This is a genomic window from Paenibacillus sp. FSL R5-0766 (assembly GCF_037971845.1).
In the GTDB taxonomy this organism is placed as follows: Bacteria; Bacillota; Bacilli; order Paenibacillales; family Paenibacillaceae; genus Paenibacillus.
This window is the reverse complement of sequence record NZ_CP150227.1, coordinates 6336718-6358893: the sequence shown is the minus strand read 5'-3', so window position 1 is coordinate 6358893 and position 22176 is coordinate 6336718. Positions and strand designations below refer to the sequence as shown.

Here is a 22176-nt window from a genome sequence, read left to right as displayed (position 1 = left end):
ACGATGGTTTCTTCTCCTCTCTGTTTCTCCTGTTTATATGTGTGACGAGTCAGCCTGGATAAACCGGCTATACTTGGCATCCAGACTGTGCTTAAGCTCAGAGTGCAAAGGTTTGATGGCAGATACGCTCTCCAAATTGTGCATCATGCCGAGAATGATGGCACGCCGCGGTGTGAATTCCATCATCTCCTGTCTGAGGATGGCGATGGTTTCGAGAACATCATTCTTTGTTTGCCCTGCGGGCAAATCGGAACCAGCGATATCCTGCATTTGCTTGATGATGTGAATGGGATGACGCATCACAGTGGAGTCTGTGTTTGGATCACTACTCCATGCGGGCCAGTCTTCCAACAAAATCAAAGGCGCAGGGCGCTGATCGAGCAATCCGTAAGCTGCATAATCAATCATCTGCAGCATATTGGTTGCCATTTTGGAGACGGTAAGGGAGGGCATTTCCGTAAACCAGATCTTAACGTAGGAGAGGAACAGACCCTGTATGAGTAAAATAAGATCTATCGTATAGGGTTCAATCTCCGGTCCGTACATATCTTCCAGTTTGTCCTTGAAACCGTGTAGTGTAAGGATCTCCAAATCTTTATGCTGCGGGTTGCATTTTTCCTTGCGATGTGGCTCATCATTCATCATCATGCTTTGCATCTGCACACGTAAAAATTCCTTTAGCTCGGACACATGGCCGAGCAGTGTCTCAATCTGTTTGTGTGAACGTTCTCTCGGAGTAAGGTCAGCTTCATGTTCGATCTGGGATAGTTCGTCTATGAGCGTAAATAAACAGTACTCCATCGTGCTGTCTTCCAATTCCTCTTTGGATTTGAATATCAGGTAGAGGCTTCCCTTAGACATCCCGCATATCTCTGCAATCTCCTGCATGGAGGTTGCGGCACTGCCTTTGGCCGAGAATAGCTTGAGTGCTGTAGTAATGATGAGTTTTTTCTTCTCATTCATCTCATGTATAGGGTTCATTAACGATACTTTCACCTCATCAGGGAACTTATGAGTTCTTGAATTGACTTAAGGGTCAAACTAAGTATAAACGATATAGTTGAAGGAATTCAAATGGGAGTAAATTGGAAATAAGAGCGGAGAAAAGAGACTGATCAAAGGGAAGAATACACGGCAAGTAACAAGGTACAGCTTGTATGTACGATAGGGATAAGGTATCAAGAACGTTTAAGTTAGTTTCCTCCAGTGAAGGCGTACAAGGCAAGTATAATAATGGCGACTAGAGCGATGAGATAGAAGATGGCCATGCCGATGAGAAGGGTATACCCAGTATAAGAACCCATGCGTGCCAATAACTTTCTAATAATTACGACATCCTTTCTTACGTAGCAAAGTATAAAGAGGTTCCCTATTTATATCATTCCCCAAAAAAGACGACTTCCTGATTGAAGTCGTCTTTTTTATATTACAAAATGTAATAGATATCATAATGGAAGCCAAGAATTACACGATAACGGAGATGGCAGAACCAACTTGAAGAAACGAAGTGTTCGCCTTAAAGCTTTCTGTAAGAAAGCTTCTTCGGAAGCATATGCTACCACCGGAGTTATAGAGTGTAATTCAGTTGTTCCGTTATGTGATCAGTTTCAGCCCAACGGCTGCCACCAAAATCATCGCGATAAACAGTATACGCTTCGCTTCTTTCCGTTCACCAAACAGGAACATGCCTGTTAACGTACTGCCGACCGTCCCGATCCCCGTCCACACGGCATACGCTGTGCCCATGGGAATGGATGTCATGGCGTAGGACAGCAACGAGAAGCTGAACACAAACGACACCAGCATAAGTACGATGTATGGCCATCCTTTCTTGGTGGAAGCACCATTAATACCGATTACGCCGAAAATTTCACATATCCCTGCACCTACAATTGCCATCCAAGCCATTATACTGCACCTCCTTTGGCTTCTTGCTGATCCGTAACCAGCTTCAGTCCGATTACGCCGCAGAGCAGCAGCCCGATGAGCAATACTTTGGCCAAGCGGAACGGCTCACCGAACAGTACCATTTCCGTAAGGACGGTACCCGCCGTACCAATTCCCGTAAAGACGGCATACACCGTACCCACAGGCAGCCTTTTGGAAGCGGCAATGATCAGTCCAAAGCTGATCACGATGGCAATCCCCGTTAAAGTCCACTCCCAGGCATTCGAGGCATGTTTCAGCCCGCTCACCCAGACAATCTCAATAATTCCACCGATAAATACATATAACCAGTTGCGGTTCATGATGTTGAATCTCCTTCCGGCACAACGCTTTGTGCCTCTTCGTTCAAATGATGAATGCCATGCCAAAAGACAGGCCAGGATGCTTCCAACCGTCTCTTGTAGCGACGGGAACTTCCATAGATAATCTCCACGGTAATACCGTCGAGGAACGTCATAAATGCAATAGCGGCTTGTTCAGCGGGAAGAGGCGGTATATCTTCATTACGCATTGCCCTTTGCAGCAGACGAGTCAGTGCGCGTTCCATGCCATCGATAAACGGATACACCTGATCCATCACTTCGCCATACAGAGAAAGGGGTGGGTAAAAACAATTACGCAACATCAATCGAGCCGAAGCGTGGGCATTGTATTCTTGTTCGAACCAGATCAGCAAGCCTTTCAGCCGCTGCTCCAATGGTAGATCCGCATGATCGCGGAAATATTCCAGTGTGTGCCGTTTTACCTCGTGAAATGCAAAGGCCAGTGTGTGCAAAAATAAATCATCCTTACAGCTAAAATGTGCATATATGGACGGTTTTTTAATCCCGACTTCATCAGCAATAGCTCTCAGAGAAGCTCCCTCATAGCCATCTCTCGCAAAATGGAACAGGGCTGCATCTCGAATGGATTGAGCAGTCATTCAATCACCTTCCTAACGGTCGTTAGGTAATTATATTTTCACACTTCACACCCCCTGTCAAGATGAAAAAATCCGCCTGCACAGTAGAGTACAGACGGATATAACAGGTATGAATGTGGTTTTTGATCAAAAGGTTGTAAAACCCAGAATCAGTTGCAGTTTATATAGGATACCTTTCAAAAACGTAGTCTTCTCCTGAAACTCATCCAGGTCTAACGTGAACTCGGCATCATTATTATTCCAAATACGCTCGAAATAATTCGCGATATCAAGCGTGAACTTATTGTCTGGAGGTGCAGCAACCCATAGATCATTCTCCAGATTGTAGTCATTCATGTTTCGGGGGGTGAAATTGGTTGAACCCCCTAGGACAATATGATCTCCGGTTGCTTTGGCAAGATAGATCATCTTGGTATGGTATTGTTCCTTGGTGGTGTTATACCAGCGGATCTGAATTTTACCGTCGGATTTATCATGCAATTCAGCAGCGACAGGACGGTTCGGAATGCCGATCTTCTCCTGACCAAATGCATTTTCATTTGGATCAAGTACAAGCCGGATCTCGGTTCCTCGTTTTGCGGCTTCCAGCAGGGCTTCTAATACTTTCGGAGAGGCCACATAGAACATGCCTATCCATAAGGTGTCACCTTTGCCAGCCTGATTGATCTCATGGAGTGCAGCGTCATTCACTTTGCCTTCAGTTAAATAGCGAATTCGTAGGTCTCCCGTGTTTGAATCCGGGGAAGGCGTGGTGTAGGCAGGGACCTGGCCTCCGCCTGAGATGTCGAGTACAGCTTGCTCTGACTGAAGAATATCGCCAATGATTGGGCCTGTTACTTCAAATGCAATGTTCGAGTGGTAGGCACTCGCATCATGAATATTGCCAGAAGAGACAATCGCCGTCTTCTCACTAACAACAACTTTGCGATGATTTCCTTTCACATTGAGCAGCTTGAGATAGGAACGGACCGTTATATCCGGACCATCCGTGGCCATCAGGTTTTTGATCCAGCCATCTCCGGATTGACCAAACCATTGGAAGAAGGTCCGCCAGACCGCAGAGTACACTGGCGTTGAATCACGCAAAGGGTCAACATCAGTGATGACCACATGAATGCCTGCTTGTTTCATTTGTTCCAGCAACGGATTGGGTGCTGAGTTATAGTTGGTATTTACTTCATCTGTAATAAACCAGATGTCCATATCAGGATGCTGATTTTTTTTGGCGACCAGTGCTTCGGTGAATTCATTACTCACAGGAGGAAAGTTCTGTCCCTTGTGCTGATAATTATTGAACAGGAACATATCCACCAGGACAAACTGCTCTGCTTCCTCCACAATCTGCATCATGCGCTGGAAAATCTGCTGTTCGTGCTGCATCTGTCCGTCAGAGGAAGGGTAAGTGAGGTCATGCAGGAACTCGACTTGATCCACACGATACTCCGGGCTTTCGTAGGAAATGCCCGTTGGTAATGGTTTGTAAGTCTGATAGAGCATGACGGCGATGAGCCATAGGACCAATAGGACGAGCCCTGTTCGTATGTATGGAAATTTGCCGCGTGAAGACTTGCGGTCTGATGTATGGCGGCGTAATGAGACCAACGGCGCACTCCCCCTTCTGTACTTGCTGACTTCTATTACCACACGGATGATCACATTGACGCAGGAGAACCCGGTAGTATAACTAATGTAGCGGTAAAATGCATATGGCAAAATTGGCAGGATGCAATCGACAGTTGTCTGAGCGTTGTGTATAATGAGTGTATTATTTTTGTAGAATGTTAGGGTTTTCATATGCCTGACAAGGACGGGGAACCAATGATATAACCTTTGAAATCTGGACATTTAGGAAAGAAAGTGGGTAATAAGGTGTATTCCATCAAACAAGTCGCTGCCATGCTCGGTATCCCGACGGTGACGCTCCGGGCTTGGGAGAATCGGTATAGTGCGGTCACCCCTGAGCGGACGGAATCGGGTTATCGAATGTATACCGAAGAGAATGTTGCGGATCTGCGCTGGTTGAAAGAACAGATTGAGCTGCATCAGACCAATATTTCGGAAGCGGTACGGATGTTGAAAGTAAACAAATTGAATCCGCCCGAGGCTGTGCCCACGCCGATCATGGCTCCGGTGCCTACGATGGAAGAAGCCTACGCACGCATGGCAGATCAGATCTATGACTCGCTCTACAACTTTCAGGGTGAACGCGCCAATGGTTTGATTGATTTTGGTTTCACCATGTATGGGTATGACTCGATGTTCTATCATGTGTTGGTGCCCATTCTGGTTCGGGTTGGAGATGCATGGGAGCAAGGCAGGGCTTCGGTGGCTCAGGAACACTTCATGACACAGCTGATTTCACAGCGGTTTTATCAGTTTTTCCATCTGTTCCCGATCTATCCGCATCTGCCCAAAGTTCTGGCGTTGTGTCCGGAAGGGGAGCACCATCAGGTCGGATTGCTGCTGTTCTCTCTCTTTATGCGTAAAAATGGAGCGGAAGTACTGTATCTCGGTGCGAACACGCCAGAAGAAGGCATCTTCCCGATTATTCGGGAGCAAAAGATCAAGTTGGTCTGCCTTTCGATCACAAGCCCAGGGCTTCTTGAACGGTGTGATCAGCTTATAGAGCGGATTAAAAACGAGTTTCCACATATTCGCTTCGTACTTGGTGGAAAGGGCTATGAGCGTGCAGAACATGCTCGTTACCCGCAATGGATTATGCCAGAGGATTCAGCGGATTGGCAGTCATGGATAGAACGTGAGTATCTCGCAGATCGAACACCTGGTGCGAGGTTTGGACAGGCACATAACTAAACATATCTTATCATTCAATGAATAGGTTAGTGTATAAAGGACATCCTTTGACGAAAGTGATCAAAGGGTGTTTTTTGTGTTTATATATGGATTAGCAGAGTATTTTGACCGACGGGTCATTTTTTGGTTTACAAGGTCGTATAATATTTGTATTATATTTGTATAATGTTTTTGCTAGTTACCGCTTAAAGTGTTCTTGGGCGGTTTAATAATAGGTTAGGGGCTAGAGAACTATAGGAATTCCCTACATAGAAAGGTGAGTGGCATGATACCGAATCAACAACGCAAACGTGCAGCTGTCATTGGCGCAGGTCCGGGTGGACTTGCAGCAGCGATGTTATTGTCCGGTCAGGGGTACGAGGTAGATGTGTATGAGAAACAGCCAGTCATCGGGGGGCGTTCTGCCAGATTGGAACTGGGTGAATATCGATTCGACCGGGGTGCTACATTTTTGATGATGCCACAGCTGATCGAAGAGATGTTCGATGTGGTGGGACGCAAATTATCCGATTATGTGCATATGAAAGAGCTAACCCCACTGTACGCACTGAACTTTGGTGATAAGGTGTTCACGCCTTCTCGTAATCGGGAAGATACAGCTGCACAGATTAAGGAATTGTTTCCGGGCAATGAGGACAATTACCTTCGGTTCATGCAAGAAGAAGAAGTGAAGTTTGGCAAAGTCATGCCTCTGCTCCGTCGTCCTTTTGGCAAGTTGACTGACTATCTACGCAAGGATGCGGTAACAGCTCTACCTAAGCTTGATGTCCACAATACAGTCTATGGAATCTTGTCCCGCTATTTTACAGATGAGCGTCTACGCTGGGCATTTACATTCCAATCCAAATACCTTGGCATGTCTGCCTGGGATTGTCCGGGTACCTTTACCATATTATCGTTTATTGAGCATCACTACGGATTGTTCCACCCCATTGGCGGCGTGAATCGGATCTTCCAAGCCATGGCCGATGTCGTGGAAGAATACGGAGGACGCATACATACTTCCACCCCGGTGAAACAGGTCATCGTTCGCAATGGTCGTGCAGAAGGTGTGTTGCTTGAGAACGGTGAACGCATCGAAGCAGACCATGTGGTTGTGAACGCCGACTTTGCACATGCCGTGAACCATCTGTTTGAACCAGGCGTGCTTAAGAAATATACCCCGGAGAAAATGAAACGCAAAAAGTATTCCTGCTCGACAGCAATGTTGTATCTGGGCGTGGATGGTGATGTGGACCTGCCGCATCACTCGATCTATTTTCCCGAGGACTACCGGTTAAACGTTGATGAGATCACAAAGCATAAAATGTTATCAGCCGATCCATCTCTATATATTCATAACCCTTCCAGACTTGATTCGACGCTGGCACCGGAAGGGAAATCTGCTTTGTATGTTCTGATGCCTACGCCTAACCTTACCGCAAATATTGATTGGGAGGCAGAACGGGAGAATGTGCAGGAGGCCATGATGAAACGCATGGAAGGCATTCCTGAGCTGGCAGACATTCGCAGCCGTATTGAAGAATGTATGCTGTTCACTCCACTTGATTGGGAGACTGAACTGGATGTGTATCGCGGAGCAACGTTTAATATGGCACATAATTTGGGCCAGATGATGTATCTGCGTCCCCATAACCAGTTTGAAGAGTTGAAAAGTGTATGGCTGGTAGGCGGAGGGACACATCCGGGCAGCGGGTTGCCCACGATCTTCGAATCGGCACGGATCAGTGTCAGACTGATTCAGGAAGAGGACGCACGCACACGTTCCAAGCCATCCTCTTATGTGAAGACGGCAGAAGCCAGAGGGCATTCATGAAGCGGGCCGCTATTGTAGGCGCAGGGATTGGCGGACTCACTTCGGCACTGTTATTGAACCGTCAAGGTTGGGATGTCACCGTGTATGAACGGGGTTCCCGCGTTGGCGGACGCATTGGATATGAGCAGGAAGGCGAGTATCGGATCGATCAGGGGCCAACGATCGTACTGCTGCCGGAGATGTTACTTGGAATACTTGAGGAAGCAGGCGTAGATCGTTCGAAGATTGAGTTACTTCGCTGTGATCCGTTATACAGAGTGCATTACCACAGTGGTCGTGTCATGACCAAGATGACCTCACGTGAAGAGCAGACTGCGGAGATTGAGCGTTTGTTCCCGGGAGAGAGCCGAGGATTCACACGATTTATGAAAGATATGGACACGTTGTTTCCGGCAGGCCGGGCAGCGTTTCTGGAAAGGGCTTTTCCGCGCAAAAGGGATTTCTTCACCCCTTCGCTCATGTCCCTCATGGGCAGATTGCGTGCACACAAAAGTGTCCGGAAAGCGGTAGGTGATTATTTTCAGCATGAGGAATTGCTTGATGCGTACTCTCTGCAAAGTCTATACATCGGTGGATCACCGTTTGGGACGCCAGGCATCTATTCCCTTTTGCCTTACGCAGAGCATGAATATGGTATCTGGATGGTCAAAGGTGGATATGCAGCATTGCCGGCCATTCTGGAACAGGAACTGATATCACGTGGTGGACGTGTTGTGCTGAATTCCGAAGTGACCGGACTCACGATTGAAAATGGTGTGTGTAAAGGTATAGAAACGGCAGCCGGCGCAGAAAATGTGGATGCAGTTATCTACAATGGTGATTTCCCCCATCTATCGGGTTTGCTTGGACAATCACCAGAGGTATCGCGTAAAAGAAAAGCGTATCGTCCCTCTTCCGGATGTGTATTGCTCTATGTGGGCGTGGACAAAACCTGGGAAGATGCAACAACACACCAGTTCTTCCTGCCACCGAGTCTTGAAGGTAGCTTACAGGAAGTGTTCAATCAGCGACGCATTCCGGCAAAGTCCTCATTCTACGTATTTAATCCGGTCGCATTGGATGAAACTGCAGCACCTCCAGGACAGAGTGTATTGTATTTCCTCATTCCGGTGCCTGATGCCGAAGGTGTCGACTGGGATCAAGAGAGCGAAGCATTGGCAGAACGGGTACTGGAAGAAGCGGAGCAACGTGGATTCCCGGGACTTCGTGCAGCGATCAAGTGGAAAAAGGTACGTACACCTGCCGATGCAGAGCGAGACGGGCTCTATGGGGGCGGAAGCTTTGGTATAGCACCTGTATTGTTCCAGTCCGGTGTATACCGGCCGCAACCCAAACCATTTCCCAATATACAGGGATTATATGCAGCAGGAGCATCTGTACATCCAGGAGGCGGAGTGCCGATTGTAATGCAAAGTGCACGTATGGCCGTCAATCAACTCATGAAGGAGATGGGAACATGAATGAAGCGATTTTGAGCAGGTGTGAAGAGTTGATGCAAAAGGGTTCTTCCTCTTTTTATCAGGCCTTTAGAGGGCTGCCAAGTCCACGTCGGGAAGCGGTATATGTCATTTATGCCTTCTGCCGCATGATTGATGACAGTGTAGACGAGCCGGAACATTCGCCCTATACGATTCACGAGATCCATGACTTGTTTGATCGGCTAGAGGTAGCGGAAGGGCACTTTATCTGGCCAGCACTGAGATGGTTGTTCAGCAGTTTTCCTCATCTGGATAAGGGGCCATTCTTCCGTCAGATGGAAGGGCAACTTACAGATCTTAAAGTAACGCATTATGCAACGATGCAGGAACTGGAGCATTATTGTTATCTGGTGGCCGGAACCGTAGGTGAGATGTTGTTGCCTGTATTGCGGGATGATAACGGCGCAGAAGTAGCCATGAACGGGATTGCTTTGGGTAAAGGGATGCAGATCGTTAATATTATCCGGGATGTTGGTGAAGATCGGGCCAGAGTGCGCCGGTATGTTCCGCTGGAGATCATGGAGAAGCATGGTTACACGGAGCAGGACTTTGAAGACGGAGTCGTGGACGAACGCTTTATTGCCATTGTTCATGAGTTAAAAGCTGCAGCATTGAACTGGTTCCGTATTGGCATGGATCGTCTGGATACGTACCCAACGGAAAGTGCGTTTTCCATCGAGCTGGCAGCAGCCTTTTACTCCACCATTCTGCACGCCGTTGAACGCAACGATTATGACGTATATACCAAACGGGCATATGTTAGCGATGAATTGAAACTGGAGATGCTGGGTGCGATTGTGAAACGTTACCCGATGCTGGCCTATCAAGCCTCCCGAACGGCGGTATCCTGATGATCCAGTGGCTTTACTGGGCGTGGTATGTCATTGGAACTACCTTGATGCTAACGATTGGCGTGCCGGACGTATTGTCCTTTTCGAATGGTTTATTTCTAATCTTCTACGCATTGTATGTGCTGGATCTGATCTACCAAGGGCGTAATCGGACAGGTCTGTCCGACCAGTCAGTCATCTGGCTGAAACCCGAACTCTGGATAGCCTCTGTAATCATCTGGCTTGGAGGTATGGGCGTAGAGTGGGTAGGGGTTCATACCCATTGGCCGTTTGGTGAGTATGCTTACTCAGACTTCTTCGGGATTCATCTATTCAGTGTGCCAGTTACGCTGGGTTTTGCCTGGATCGCAGTGGTTGGTAACTCGGCGCTGTTAAGTGGCGGCGGTTCAACCTGGACTGGCAAATTGCTTCGAGCAGTGAAGACCGGGTTCTGGGCGATTGTTCTTGATCTGGTACTCGACCCTGTTGCGCATGCGAGAGGATTCTGGGAATGGCAGGCTCCAGGTGGATTCTACGGTGTTCCGTGGACCAATTACATAAGCTGGTTTATCATGGGTGCATTCCTGTCCCTCTTCCTTCCGGCCATGCCTGGTGACCGTAGCTCATTGCTGCGTGCAAAATGGTTGTATCAGCTGTTTATTCTTTTGTTCGGCCTACTTGCTCTAAAGGAAGGAATTACGGGCAGCTTTATCATCGCCATAGCAGGGATGCTTCTTGCCGAAGGGAGCTGGCTCTATGATTCGCGCCGTAAAATCAAAACCGTTTAATCATATTTTTTCCTTATACAATCACTATTATCTGCTACGTCGGCGCTTCCGCTCCTTCACGCTCACAGGGTCACTGGACCCGCAGGTGGACATCAGGGATAACTCCCCGATTGAACCGACTCGTCCGGTGATCTATTTCATGAACCACAGCTCCTGGTGGGATGGTCTGCTGCTCTATCATGCGGCGAGGCAGACATCGCGGGGTGATCATTATGTGATGATGGAGGAGCAACAGCTTCAGCAATATGCTTTTTTTCGTAAATTGGGTGCGTATTCGATCAATAAGGAGAGTGCGTCTGGTATTCGGACCTCTCTACAGTACACCAGTGAATTATTGGATTCAGGCAAAAGGGTCTGGATTTTTCCGCAAGGAGAAATTCTGCATCAGGAGGCCAGACCAATTCAGTTCCGTCCAGGCATCGGATTGTTGCTTCGTCGTTCTCCGAATGCCATCGCCGTACCGGTAACCTTGTGCCATGGGATGGTCCAGCATGATCTACCGGAAATATCAATGCAGGCAGGCCCGGCTGTGATGGAAGACTGGAAGGCGTTGAAGAGTGAAGAGATTGCCGCCAGACTCGGCCATGTGCTGGAACAGCAGTTAGACGATCATAGATCAGAGCTTATACGGATGGGGCAGGGAAGTTTGCCAGATGCGATTCCACTGATTCGTCATGTACGTTCGACAAGTGAAAAATACGATGCGGCACGAAAGCGGGTGAACCGTTAGCATGAATGCATCTGAAATCTTCTGGATTGTGCTTACCTGCATATTGGGCATACAGTTGCTGTTCGCTCTATGGAACGTCTCCTGTCTGCCCAAAGTACGTTTATTCCGAGCAGACCGAATACAACCACCAGACCTGCTGGTCTCGGTGCTGATTCCAGCCAGAAATGAAAGACTACATATCGAAGGATGTCTGGAAAGTGTGCTCGCGAGCGATACGTCGGGATTCCGGATGGAAGTGCTAGTACTGGATGATCGCTCCGAAGATGAGACAGCGACCATGGTACAGGCGATTGCGGATCGGGATGCACGTGTGCGTCTACTGCATGGTGTTGATCTTCCCGAGGGCTGGATGGGGAAATCTCATGCGTGTCACAGATTGGTTCAGGAAGCCAAGGGAGAATGGTACATGTTCGTGGATGCGGATGTGCGTTTGGAGCCAAGTGCGATTCGGCAGACTCTTGCGGCAGGGTGTGAGCAGAGCGGGGGACTGGTAACCGGTTTTCCTTATCAGGTAACGAAGACGTGGATGGAAAAGCTTGTTGTGCCCATGATGGTCTTCACCATCATCAGTCATCTGCCCATTTTTATGATACGCAGATCATCCAGTCCGATGTTTGTAGCCGCTACGGGGGCTTTTTTGCTGATTCATCGCTCCAGTTACGAGGCTTCCGGTGGTCATGCTGCCATTCAGGCACATCTGGTAGATGACATGAGTCTAGCCAAAGCGGTCAAGCGCGCAGGTCATCCGGTGATGCTGACAGACGTGCATGACGTAACGAATACCCGCATGTATCAGAATGGTGCAGAAGTATGGAACGGATACAAGAAAAACATGTACGAAGGTATGGGGCGCAAAGACGTGCTGCTGCTTGGCACGATGTTAATGTATACACTGATGTATATTGCGCCTCCACTAGGATTGACTATTGGACTCATGACGGGTAGTTCGGTGTCCATTCTGTATGGATTGATAGGAACATTATTAGGTATGGCTGTGAAAAGAGCAGCGGATCATGCTGGTGGACAGCCCTGGTGGCTTGCTCTTCTGCAACCGGTCAGCATGGCCTGTGTCATTGCCATCGGACTCGCTTCCTGGCAGGCAGGCCGCTCCGGCAAGGGGTATGTATGGAAAGGTAGGCGGTACAGTTGAGAGGTAACGTCATTATAATCGGTGCAGGATTTGGAGGTCTGTCGTGTGCGATACGACTGGCTTCTCAAGGTGTGCAGGTAACCATTCTGGAACGGCAGCAACACGTAGGTGGCAAGCTGCAGCAGATTGAGCGGGACGGGTATCATTTTGACCGGGGACCGAGCACAATCACGATGCCATCCACCTTTCGTTCAGTCTTCGACCATGCGGGAGTAGCAATGGAAGATTACGTGCAGTTATATGAGTTAGAGCCCCGCACGCGTAATATATTCGCAGATGGCACAGTGGTAGATTTGTCAGGCAATCGCGGGTGGATGAAAGAGCAGATCGCGACGTACAGTCCGGAGGATGCGGCTCGTTATGATGCGTTTATGGATGAATCTGCTGCACTGTATGCGGAAGCTAATCGTCATTTTCTCGGTAAGTTGCTGCTGTCTCCTTCTGACAAATACAATCTCCAGATGCTGCGCAGCCTGCTCCGCGTGCGGCCAACGGTGAAGCTGGATAAGTTACTGCGTTCGTATTTCCAGCATCCACATACGCTGGCTATGTTCGGACGGTACGCGACCTATGTGGGATCATCGCCGTATCAATCGCCCTCCATCTTTGCAATGATGGGTCATGTGGAAGCAGAAGTGGGCATCTACGGAGTCAAAGGAGGAACCTATCAACTGATCGAAGGAATGACTCGGCTGGCACGGGAAAAAGGTGTACAGATCATTACGGGCATAGAAGTTCGGCAGATTGTTGTTCGGAATGGCAAAGTGGCTGGCGTGGATACAGATCAAGGTTTCCGGGAAGCCGACCAGGTGGTTGCCAATGGAGATGTGCTTAGCGTGAATCGACTGCTGCTCGCACCGGAACATCGGAAAGAGATGAGCGATGCGCGCATACAGAAGTATGAGCCATCCATTTCGGGATTTGTAACGCTGGCGGGTGTGCGAAGACAATATGATGCGCTACTGCACCATACGGTCTTCTTCCCGGAACGGTATGAACCGGAGTTTGACCATATTTTCCGTGACCGCAAAATGCCCGCCGATCCCACGATCTACATCTGTTATTCCGGTTATTCGGAAGCGGGCATGGCTCCGGCGGGAGCCAGTAACCTGTTCATTCTCGTTAATGCCCCTTACTTGTCGGATTCGTGGAATTGGGAGCAGCAGACAGAACGTTACGGTGCGTTTGTGCTGGAACAGTTGGCAGCGCGGGGAATTACCGGGTTGAATGAATCCAATGTGCTGATCCGGTACACACCGCGAGATATCGAACGGGATACCTTGGCGCATCAAGGGTCGATCTACGGCATCTCCTCCAATTCGGTGAAGCAGACCTTCATGCGACCAGGCAACCGAAGCAAAGATGTACAAGGACTCTGGTACGTTGGCGGAACAACACATCCAGGCGGCGGCACACCGATTGTGACGCTGTCCGGGCAGCTTGTTGGTGAGCAATTGGCATCGGAAATCTTGAGATAAGTTCGTTGTGCAGATGATGGAGTGAAAATGTGATCTGTTAATCCAAGTGCGTGTTCGTCGTCCGTGTTAACCAGCTTTGAGGTTGAGACGGAAGATCCGTGCTTTTGAGTAGGCATAAGATAGTGGTGCTCCGTGATTTAAGTGAGACATTTGGTGTCGGGGCATCCTTTCAATAGGTGGATTGGAACGTTATACTGGATAGAGTTGAGCTGTAATGCTTAATTAATAAATGTTTTGTCTTTTTTACAAAAGACTTATATACATAGAAGCTAGGAACAGGCAGGTTATCCTGTCGATCCGCACGATTCTCACATAGGAGGTCTCATCATGAATGAACAAGAGCGAGCCGGCGAGCGGCTGCTTCCCGAAGTGGCTACGGGAGAACGGAAGCTGGAACACGTGCGCCTCTGTCTTGAGGAGAATGTGGCAGGAGAAGGGGTAACCAGCGGTATGGAGCGGTTTGCGTTTCGCCATCACCCACTGCCGGAGCTGGATTTTGAAGAGGTGCATCTGGAGACTTCGTTTATTGGCAAAAAAGTACGCACACCCTTGCTCATCAGTTCGATGACGGGTGGAAGCAAAACAACGGGCGCCATCAATGAGCGCCTCGCCCGAGTAGCAAACGCCAGAGGCTGGGCGCTCGGCGTAGGTTCGATCCGGGCTGCCGTGGAACAGCCGGAACTGGCGAGTACCTTCGATGTGCGGCGCTGGGCACCGGACATCCCGGTCATTGCCAACCTGGGCGCGGTGCAGCTGAACTATGGTTTCAGCACGGCTGATTTCCAGCGCGCCGTGGATATTGCGGGTGCGGACATGCTCGTGCTTCATCTGAACACGTTGCAGGAGGTTTTTCAGCCGGAAGGTAATACCAACTTCAGTGGATTATTTCAACGGATTGAGCACTTGTGTCGCGAGTTAGACGTGCCTGTTGGCGTGAAAGAAGTAGGTTTTGGCATCGATGGTGTGACGGCGAAAGGCCTGTATGAAGCAGGTGTGTCGTTCATTGATGTAGCCGGTGCAGGTGGTACAAGCTGGGTACAGGTGGAGAAGTACCGCAACAATAACCCGGTACGCCGGGCAGCTGCTGAAGCTTTTGCCGATTGGGGCATTCCGACAGCGGAGTGTATTCAGGAAGTACGAGCGTTGAACCCTACTGGTGCCCTGATTGGCAGCGGTGGACTGTACACAGGCGTGGATGCGGCCAAAGCCCTCGCGCTCGGAGCGGACCTGGCTGGTTTTGGCCGATCTCTGCTCGAATCCGCAGTTGCTTCCGATGATGCACTGAATGAGCGGTTGGAACAGGTCGAATTCGAGCTGCGTACGGTGATGTTTGGCATTGGCGCAGGGCGGATTGAGGATTTGAAACAGACGGAGCGGCTGGTGGAACGGCGTTAACATAAAGATTTGAATTATGAAAAGGTGTAATGTTTCGTCTTATATAAGGAACACTTAATTCCCCGTTGTGCACATGCGTGAATGAATTAATGGCTATTATCATAATCAGGTTGCAGATCATTACACACTCCCTGTGAATATTACTGAGGAAAGTGATATCAAAATTAATTTTGACACTAGCATGATTATGGTTGAGGGATACGCGACTGTGAAATTAACTGGCGGTTGGTCGAATGCTGATGTATTCTTTGATTGGGAACATTATTTCTAATTCTAGTACAAGTATTATATATTCGGCGTGTGGCGACAGCTACACGCCTTTTGCTTAAAAACTATATTTTTGTAAGGAGTCAATTGATATGATTGAAAAAACTCTTTTTAAAATAGATAGTGGTGGTCTCAATACCTTGTATAGTGATCCAGAGCATGAAGAAGTATTGAAGCAAGAGGTTTATTCTATTCAAGAAAACATGATAGTAGTTAGAAAAATTTTAGATAGTGGAGTGGCATTTAACGAAATTGTATTCGAAAAGCAGGATTTAAAAGAAGTTATTTTGTCTAATGTGGATATACAGTTTGCCTTGTTCCAATTCTATATGATCTATCAGGGTGAACTTCAAGCAGGGACCAACCAACCTAAGTATGTAGGAGAACTACACTATCCAGAGTTAGAAGGTCAATTAAATGAAAAACTGGTCATGAAGCTACTTACGCTTTTCGACTCTCTACAAGTTGCATATAAAAACGGGAAGGTTCATATTCAGATTACTTTATCAGATCCAGATTCGATGAAGAAGGTATACGATGGTTATCATACGTTGTATACGGAGGGGCGCTTAAATCCATTTATTTTGTTCTTTTTAAGTAGGGTAAGAGGGCAAGCATTGATTCACACTCCTTATGTCACTTACCAGTATAGGCCGAATACATCAGAAATCTGTGATTTAGAAGTTACTCAACAAGAAATGAAATTTATTGAATTTGTTCAGCTACAACTAGCCTTAGCTCCTTATTTTATATGTTATTGTGTGGGTTGGAGGGAAGAAGAGGTTATGGATAGTACAGAGATGAAGAAGCTGGCTAAGTATTTTCCAAATGTCTTTTTTCTTTCAACAACAGATGTCTTTCTATCTCAGATGCTTCTAATCAGCAAATAATAATAGAATGTTAACTAGCCGAGCGTAATATCGTTCGGCTTTTTTAATGTGATAATAGATATGTTGAATTTAAATGAAAGTAAATTATTTACAAGTAAAATATTGATATTAAATTCAAAAATATAGTATTATTTTATTGACCATTGCTTATTTTTGTTTGGAAGGTGGTGTACCTTTGAAATCAGTAGCCACAATACGTGATCATTTAGCAGACTACTTAAAAACGAACCATATGACACTCAATCAATTCTCTGAGATATCGGGAATTAACTCAGGGACGTTGAGTAGTACGCTGAACGGGCTTCGTCCCATAGGCATGCAGCAATTGGATCGAATTACTGCCGGGATGGGTCTAATAGAGGGTTACTTCTATGAATTATACATACATGAGTGTTTTGTACATACGAGCCCGGATTGGCGAAGACTGGGGCCCTTTTTATACCGTTGTGCCGAACTCGGTAAGGTCGATTATATGAAAGAAGCCGTTAATCAAATTATGGATAATCTTTCCTATGCACCGCTTTTGTTCGAGTTGGCTGAACAGTTATATCGTGAAGGGAAGTTGGAAGCGGCCAAGCCCTTGTACCTTTGTGTAGCCGAGGGTGAGAAAATGCAACATTCTGAACGGTTGGCTCTAAGTCAGTATCGTTTGTTCACAATCGGACTTTCCAAGGATCAGTTGAGCAATCTTACACTTGCTACGCAGTTTGAGTTTTTTGTAGATCGGCTTGATGAACACTACCAGCTGGATGGATTGAACGATTTGATTAATGTGTATGCTTCGTTACGCCGATGGGATAAGGTGAAGAATCTTGCTGACAAGTTAAAACTAAAAGCAATGATCCATTATGAATTAGGGGTAACATCTGAAGAGCCCGAGGCTAAACCCAAAAAGCAGATTGTTTTCTACGTTTTGTACGCATATTTAGCGCTTGGAGAAGCTTGTTTCTACTATGAAGAATATGAAAAGGCACTTCAATATGTCTCTTTGTACACCGATTATAGCTGGATAAATAATCCGAGTGACGAGGAAACCGTTGTTATTCGTCAGTTCGAGGAATGGGCAGAAGGCAACTGTTATCTATATGAATTAATGTCAGGTAAAACAGAGGTTATCCCAAGTTATATGAACTACATCTCGGAGAGAGAGAACGAAATCTTCCCTGCTTTATGTGCAATTGTGAATGCGGCAAATCGGTTTGATATCAACATTGACTCAGTTCTTGAAGCATATGACGCGTATTTCATGTACCAAGAACAGAGTAGCCGTATTGGGAAAATCAGCGAGCAATTTACGAATGATCAATATGTTACTTTGCTTGTCGGCCTAGGGAGATATTATCTACAACATCAAGATTTTACCAAAGGATATGAGTTTATCCTTAGAGGGTTGGATTTTGCAATTAAAATTAAGAATAAAGAGGGTATTCTCGAATCTTTGTTTGAGGAGTTTCGGTATTGTTCAGTCGAAGAAGTTAAACTGCGTTACAATAAGTTGATTCGGGAGCTTTGAAGATAAAAGAAGATGAAATTGGCAGTATTGATAGTTACATGCAGTATCACAGTAGGCGTTGTTTTTCCTACTACTCAACCCATCCCCGTTGAAAAAGACCGTCCAGTAATCGTGACAACTAATGGCCACGGCACAGGGAGTTAACCAGCATTTCTGAAAATACGCTTTTTGAATATGAGCTGCTCCCTCAAGTAGAATGGTGAATTGTCTACGTTGAAGGGAGCTTTTTCGTGTTGGAGTTCACTTGATTTCCTACTAATTAGCAGAATGGACTAGAATGTTACAACAGGGAGGGGTGAATATGGATTGTGGTGAGCTCAAGTTGCAGATCGAAGCAGCGAGACAAAAGCTCTATCAACTCAAGGTGGACTATGGAGATCTGCTTCATCCTCATGTTATACAGCAATCTATGGTCCTGGATGATCTAATTAATCAATACAATCAGGTTAAAATAAATAAGCCGATTGAATAATTCAATCGACTTTGGGCGAGAAACTTTGGCGGGTCGCTCGCCCCTATATTTTAACATAAGTCCACAGAGCGAAGTATCGCTATTACATACATTCATCTTTCACGGTGACATTCTCATTGGTTACAGTGACGTAGGAATTGCCGGACAAGTATTCGGTATAACCGCAAACTGTTTTGTTATAGGTTTTTCCGCGGCTGTCCGTAAACGCCAAGGAGACGGCCCCCTCCCCGGAACGTTTCAGCTGCGGGGCGAATTTCACGTTTGCTCCGCTGGGAATATCCTTATTGAATACGTAGGTGGAGCCACTCTCATTGTTGTTTAACGAGTTGTCGCCTTGGACTAGGCTAGCCTGAATATGGGTGAGGTCATAGTCGGACTGATTGTGGATCGTGATTCTTAAGTGGCGAAAGGGATCCATTGCATTCAGAAAGCTCATAAAAGCGACTATGGCGATTCCGAGTATGATAGCGGATAAGATAATCATTTTCTTTTTGGAGAATCGGCGACGTGTGTTCAATATGATCCACTCCTTTCCTATGAGGTATAAACGATGAGAAGAGATCAAAAGTTTTGATTAAAATGGATAAATATGAAAATTGAAAACCGAACCGTCAGAATAACTTCATGCGCTAAGCGAGAGAACAGGATACAATAAGATACTAGTAGTGCAAAAAGGACTGCACAGAGTTCATACATAATTAAGATCACTCTTAATAAGGAGGGGAATAACTTGGAACTTTCTCCAATGAATCAGGAAGATTATGCGAGTTTTCGCATTCGATCGATTAAGGATTTTGCAGAAGAAAAAGTAGAAGCGGGTACCTGGGCTGAGGAAGAGGCGCAGCAACTTGCCGAGGAATCTTATGAACGTTATCTGCCAGAAGGCTTGAACACACCGGGAGCGTATCTCTACAATCTGGTGCACCCTGTGGACGGAAATGTGGGATATATCTGGTTTAACATCACGGATAATCGCCGCGGGAAGGATGCTTTTTTGCTGGATATTGTGGTTGAAGAAGCGCATCGTGGTAAGGGATACGGAACAGAGACAATGCAGGCGCTTGAACAGACGGCCTTGAGTCTTGGCGTGGATCGCATTGGTTTGCATGTGTTTGGACATAATGTGCGGGCGAGCAGCCTGTATCGCAAGATGGGATATGAGGTAACGGATCTGACGATGTACAAGGAAATCAAAGGTTAAACCAATAGCGGATCGGACTCTGGTCGAATTGGCGAAGTTCCTTGATGCCTTGAGGTTTGTCATATATAATGTATAGGATTATCCATACCGAACAAGTAATCAATGAGGAGTTGTCATATACATGGCTTTGAAAGCAGGAATTGTAGGGCTTCCGAACGTCGGAAAATCTACGTTGTTTAACGCTATTACACAAGCAGGTGCCGAATCGGCAAACTATCCGTTCTGTACGATTGACCCTAACGTGGGGATCGTTGAAGTACCCGATGAGCGTTTGGACAAACTGACAGAACTCGTTGTACCTAAGAAAACAGTACCAACAGCGTTTGAGTTTGTAGATATCGCAGGTCTTGTTCGCGGTGCGAGCAAAGGCGAAGGTCTTGGTAACAAGTTCCTTGCCCACATTCGTGAGGTAGATGCAATTGTACACGTGGTACGTTGCTTTGTAGATGAGAACATCACACACGTCGATGGTAAAATTGACCCGGTGAGCGACATCCAGACGATCAATCTGGAGCTGATCCTGGCCGATATCGAGAGTGTTGAGAAGAAAATCGATCGCTCCAAGAAAAACATGAAGGGCGGCAACAAGACTGCCTCTCAAGAAGTAGAAGTATTGGAGAGAGTGAAGGCTGTTCTGTACGATGACAAGCCGGCACGCAGCATGGAACTTACGGATGACGAGCTTCTGATCGTGCGCGATCTGCACTTGCTTACCCTGAAGCCTGTTCTGTATGCAGCCAATGTAGCTGAGGACGAAATCGGTGACGTGGCGAACAATGCTTACGTGCAAAAAGTAAGAGAATTTGCAGCTGCTGAGAATGCAGAAGTGGTGCCAATCAGTGCAAAGGTTGAAGAAGAGATCTCCGAGCTGGAAGGCGAAGATAAACAAATGTTCCTGGAAGAACTCGGTATCGAGGATTCCGGTCTGAACCTGTTGATCAAAGCGGCTTACAAATTGCTCGGTCTGTACACATACTTCACAGCAGGTGTACAGGAAGTTCGTGCTTGGACAATCCGCAAAGGTACCAAAGCACCTGGCGCAGCGGGTGTCATTCACACCGACTTCGAACGTGGATTCATCCGTGCAGAAGTGGTTTCCTACGACGATCTGGTTGCAGCGGGTTCCATGAACGGTGCTAAAGAGCGCGGACAACTTCGTCTTGAAGGTAAAGAGTACGTTGTAAATGACGGCGACGTTATGCACTTCCGTTTCAACGTATAGGTTGTTACAAGTTTATATGTAGATTCAATAACCAAAAACCCTACGATCTTCTCGTGAAGATTGTAGGGTTTTTAGTATCGATGTATGGGGCGACTTCAATCGTAATGTACTTATATAGGCTTCAATTCATACGAGGTTTGCTTAATTACTGACAATAGTCTTGAAAGAATAGTGTTCTTTATTTATATCAAACGAATCTGCAAGCATTCTTTCGCCATTTCTAGCTTGATTAAGAAGAGCGGGGTCTAATTCAGCCAATAGCAATTCAACGTTGTCTTGCGAGGCATCAATTATATTATCACCTAGAGGGTTCCATACACCGCTATGTCCACACGTATCCCAGACTCCGGTTGTTCCAACGTGATTACACATCGCTGTAAATATCGTATTATCCAGAGCGCGGGCAGGAAACCATACTCGTGACTCTTTGTACCCCATTCCTTTACTAAAAAGAGAGCTACCCATATATAAATGACAGCCATTTTGTGCTAAAAGACGAGAATGTTCAGGGAAACCTGCATCATAACAGATGGCCATCCCAATATTCCAGCCCTTTAATTTAATGATGACCTGCTCATTATTGGTTGAAAACAGTTCCTTCTCTGTTTGAAATAAATGAGACTTGTCATAAACACCTACTTCATGTCCATTGGAATCTATTATAATTGAAGAGATGAACACATCCTCGCTTCTTCTTACTGGGGTTCCGATGATTGACCAAATGCCGTACTTTTTGCATGCTTGACGCAACTTATCAATCCTCGCATCATTAATGGAGAGTGTATATTCAGTTAAATTAGATTCTACGATTTCTGGCACATATCCCGTCAGGTATTTTTCTGGAAACATGATAATATCGGCATGCTCTTTTCCAGCTTCTTCAATCATCTCATAAGCCCTATTAACGTTCTCTTCAATATTTCCGTCGATCGAAGAACATTGTGCCAAAGCAATCTTTAATTTTTCTGTTGGATAAACAGCTGGTGTTAAGTTCATATCATCCATTCCCTCCTAAACTCAAATATCCATTGAATTTATTTTACAACATCAGAAAGAAAATTGAATGATCTATTTGTTACAATCATTTCCGGCAGGCTGATCCATGAGCAGGATGGCAACGAGTGAAAGTTGAGAAAATTGCATTTAAAAATTAGTTCATCTGCATGCGGAACAGTTACTATTCAGAACCATAAGAATATGCTATAATTAAGAGTCGTATACCACGTTGAAATTCGCGCTAGAACAGATGAGCTGAAGCGGATT

Annotated in this window: 21 protein-coding genes; 14 read left to right on the top strand and 7 right to left on the bottom strand. The window is 46.5% G+C overall.

The features are described 5' to 3' along the window. Positions 1-33 precede the first annotated feature (33 nt). The 5 genes from MKY66_RS27535 to MKY66_RS27515 all read right to left on the bottom strand — a co-directional run bounded on the left by MKY66_RS27535 (position 34) and on the right by MKY66_RS27515 (position 4471). Positions 34-963 carry a TetR/AcrR family transcriptional regulator gene (locus MKY66_RS27535; protein WP_339806448.1) on the bottom strand — a complete coding sequence of 310 codons (930 nt, stop codon included), beginning with the start codon at positions 961-963 and terminating at the stop codon, positions 34-36. A gap of 630 nt (positions 964-1593) precedes the next feature. Next, on the bottom strand, positions 1594-1908 hold the full coding sequence (locus tag MKY66_RS27530; protein ID WP_017691901.1) for a multidrug efflux SMR transporter: 315 nt from the start codon (positions 1906-1908) through the stop codon (positions 1594-1596). Next, entirely contained in the window at positions 1908-2249 is a 342-nt protein-coding gene (locus tag MKY66_RS27525) for a multidrug efflux SMR transporter (protein ID WP_017691902.1), read from the bottom strand. The genes MKY66_RS27530 and MKY66_RS27525 overlap by 1 nt, the downstream gene beginning before the upstream one ends. Further along, positions 2246-2869, bottom strand: a complete 624-nt coding sequence (locus tag MKY66_RS27520) for a TetR/AcrR family transcriptional regulator (RefSeq protein WP_076209771.1) — start codon at positions 2867-2869, stop codon at positions 2246-2248. Before MKY66_RS27520 ends, MKY66_RS27525 begins: the two co-directional genes overlap by 4 nt. Before the next feature lie 126 nt (positions 2870-2995). Beyond that, complete coding sequence (locus MKY66_RS27515) at positions 2996-4471, bottom strand: phospholipase D family protein (protein WP_076209772.1); 1476 nt, start codon at positions 4469-4471, stop codon at positions 2996-2998. A 228-nt stretch (positions 4472-4699) separates the two neighbouring features. Between MKY66_RS27515 and MKY66_RS27510 the strand changes: the two genes are divergently transcribed. From MKY66_RS27510 to MKY66_RS27455, 12 genes are all read left to right on the top strand, one after another. Beyond that, positions 4700-5683 (top strand): MerR family transcriptional regulator, encoded by a 984-nt coding sequence (locus MKY66_RS27510; protein ID WP_339806445.1) that lies wholly within the window; start codon positions 4700-4702, stop codon positions 5681-5683. A gap of 265 nt (positions 5684-5948) precedes the next feature. Continuing rightward, on the top strand, positions 5949-7499 hold the full coding sequence (gene crtI / locus MKY66_RS27505; RefSeq protein ID WP_076209774.1) for a phytoene desaturase family protein: 1551 nt from the start codon (positions 5949-5951) through the stop codon (positions 7497-7499). Continuing rightward, on the top strand, positions 7496-8959 hold the full coding sequence (gene crtI, locus MKY66_RS27500) for a phytoene desaturase family protein (protein ID WP_076209775.1): 1464 nt from the start codon (positions 7496-7498) through the stop codon (positions 8957-8959). The genes crtI (MKY66_RS27505) and crtI (MKY66_RS27500) overlap by 4 nt, the downstream gene beginning before the upstream one ends. After that, entirely contained in the window at positions 8956-9828 is an 873-nt protein-coding gene (locus MKY66_RS27495; RefSeq protein WP_076209776.1) for a phytoene/squalene synthase family protein, read from the top strand. The genes crtI (MKY66_RS27500) and MKY66_RS27495 overlap by 4 nt, the downstream gene beginning before the upstream one ends. After that, complete coding sequence (locus tag MKY66_RS27490; protein ID WP_076209777.1) at positions 9828-10595, top strand: carotenoid biosynthesis protein; 768 nt, start codon at positions 9828-9830, stop codon at positions 10593-10595. The genes MKY66_RS27495 and MKY66_RS27490 overlap by 1 nt, the downstream gene beginning before the upstream one ends. After that, positions 10564-11325 carry a lysophospholipid acyltransferase family protein gene (locus MKY66_RS27485; protein ID WP_076209778.1) on the top strand — a complete coding sequence of 254 codons (762 nt, stop codon included), beginning with the start codon at positions 10564-10566 and terminating at the stop codon, positions 11323-11325. The genes MKY66_RS27490 and MKY66_RS27485 overlap by 32 nt, the downstream gene beginning before the upstream one ends. 1 nt (position 11326) lies before the next feature. Continuing rightward, on the top strand, positions 11327-12475 hold the full coding sequence (locus tag MKY66_RS27480) for a glycosyltransferase family 2 protein (RefSeq protein ID WP_076209779.1): 1149 nt from the start codon (positions 11327-11329) through the stop codon (positions 12473-12475). Next, positions 12472-13953: a phytoene desaturase family protein gene (gene crtI / locus MKY66_RS27475; protein WP_076209780.1), complete on the top strand. Its 1482-nt coding sequence runs from the start codon at positions 12472-12474 to the stop codon at positions 13951-13953. The genes MKY66_RS27480 and crtI (MKY66_RS27475) overlap by 4 nt, the downstream gene beginning before the upstream one ends. Before the next feature lie 327 nt (positions 13954-14280). Beyond that, positions 14281-15348 carry a type 2 isopentenyl-diphosphate Delta-isomerase gene (gene fni, locus MKY66_RS27470; protein WP_076209781.1) on the top strand — a complete coding sequence of 356 codons (1068 nt, stop codon included), beginning with the start codon at positions 14281-14283 and terminating at the stop codon, positions 15346-15348. Between the two features lie 359 nt (positions 15349-15707). Beyond that, positions 15708-16505, top strand: a complete 798-nt coding sequence (locus MKY66_RS27465) for a hypothetical protein (protein WP_076209782.1) — start codon at positions 15708-15710, stop codon at positions 16503-16505. A gap of 175 nt (positions 16506-16680) precedes the next feature. Continuing rightward, complete coding sequence (locus MKY66_RS27460) at positions 16681-18018, top strand: transcriptional regulator (RefSeq protein ID WP_083656968.1); 1338 nt, start codon at positions 16681-16683, stop codon at positions 18016-18018. A 301-nt stretch (positions 18019-18319) separates the two neighbouring features. Continuing rightward, entirely contained in the window at positions 18320-18490 is a 171-nt protein-coding gene (locus tag MKY66_RS27455; RefSeq protein WP_076209783.1) for an aspartyl-phosphate phosphatase Spo0E family protein, read from the top strand. A gap of 82 nt (positions 18491-18572) precedes the next feature. On the opposite strand, the gene MKY66_RS27450 is transcribed toward MKY66_RS27455, so the two are convergent. Then, on the bottom strand, positions 18573-19007 hold the full coding sequence (locus tag MKY66_RS27450; protein ID WP_076209784.1) for a hypothetical protein: 435 nt from the start codon (positions 19005-19007) through the stop codon (positions 18573-18575). A gap of 213 nt (positions 19008-19220) precedes the next feature. Here MKY66_RS27450 and MKY66_RS27445 point away from each other — a divergent pair, with 213 nt between their 5' ends. After that, entirely contained in the window at positions 19221-19691 is a 471-nt protein-coding gene (locus tag MKY66_RS27445; protein ID WP_248278076.1) for a GNAT family N-acetyltransferase, read from the top strand. A 121-nt stretch (positions 19692-19812) separates the two neighbouring features. Continuing rightward, positions 19813-20913 (top strand): redox-regulated ATPase YchF, encoded by a 1101-nt coding sequence (ychF, locus tag MKY66_RS27440; RefSeq protein ID WP_017691917.1) that lies wholly within the window; start codon positions 19813-19815, stop codon positions 20911-20913. 141 nt (positions 20914-21054) lie between these two features. Here ychF and MKY66_RS27435 read toward each other — a convergent pair whose 3' ends face one another. Then, positions 21055-21909, bottom strand: coding sequence for a carbon-nitrogen hydrolase family protein (locus MKY66_RS27435; protein WP_076209785.1), 855 nt, complete (start codon positions 21907-21909; stop codon positions 21055-21057). Positions 21910-22176: the final 267 nt, after the last annotated feature.

Bases quoted from the DNA above. Each gene is read 5' to 3' on its own strand.
- MKY66_RS27480 (WP_076209779.1), top strand. From the start codon at position 11,327: ATGAATGCATCTGAAATCTTCTGGATTGTGCTTACCTGCATATTGGGC.
- MKY66_RS27490 (WP_076209777.1), top strand. From the start codon at position 9,828: ATGATCCAGTGGCTTTACTGGGCGTGGTATGTCATTGGAACTACCTTG.
- MKY66_RS27485 (WP_076209778.1), top strand. From the start codon at position 10,564: ATGATTCGCGCCGTAAAATCAAAACCGTTTAATCATATTTTTTCCTTA.
- fni (WP_076209781.1), top strand. From the start codon at position 14,281: ATGAATGAACAAGAGCGAGCCGGCGAGCGGCTGCTTCCCGAAGTGGCT.
- ychF (WP_017691917.1), top strand. From the start codon at position 19,813: ATGGCTTTGAAAGCAGGAATTGTAGGGCTTCCGAACGTCGGAAAATCT.
- MKY66_RS27525 (WP_017691902.1), bottom strand. From the start codon at position 2,249: ATGAACCGCAACTGGTTATATGTATTTATCGGTGGAATTATTGAGATT.
- MKY66_RS27530 (WP_017691901.1), bottom strand. From the start codon at position 1,908: ATGGCTTGGATGGCAATTGTAGGTGCAGGGATATGTGAAATTTTCGGC.
- MKY66_RS27465 (WP_076209782.1), top strand. From the start codon at position 15,708: ATGATTGAAAAAACTCTTTTTAAAATAGATAGTGGTGGTCTCAATACC.
- MKY66_RS27455 (WP_076209783.1), top strand. From the start codon at position 18,320: ATGGATTGTGGTGAGCTCAAGTTGCAGATCGAAGCAGCGAGACAAAAG.
- MKY66_RS27535 (WP_339806448.1), bottom strand. From the start codon at position 963: ATGAATGAGAAGAAAAAACTCATCATTACTACAGCACTCAAGCTATTC.
- MKY66_RS27495 (WP_076209776.1), top strand. From the start codon at position 8,956: ATGAATGAAGCGATTTTGAGCAGGTGTGAAGAGTTGATGCAAAAGGGT.
- MKY66_RS27520 (WP_076209771.1), bottom strand. From the start codon at position 2,869: ATGACTGCTCAATCCATTCGAGATGCAGCCCTGTTCCATTTTGCGAGA.
- crtI (WP_076209775.1), top strand. From the start codon at position 7,496: ATGAAGCGGGCCGCTATTGTAGGCGCAGGGATTGGCGGACTCACTTCG.
- MKY66_RS27435 (WP_076209785.1), bottom strand. From the start codon at position 21,909: ATGAACTTAACACCAGCTGTTTATCCAACAGAAAAATTAAAGATTGCT.
- crtI (WP_076209774.1), top strand. From the start codon at position 5,949: ATGATACCGAATCAACAACGCAAACGTGCAGCTGTCATTGGCGCAGGT.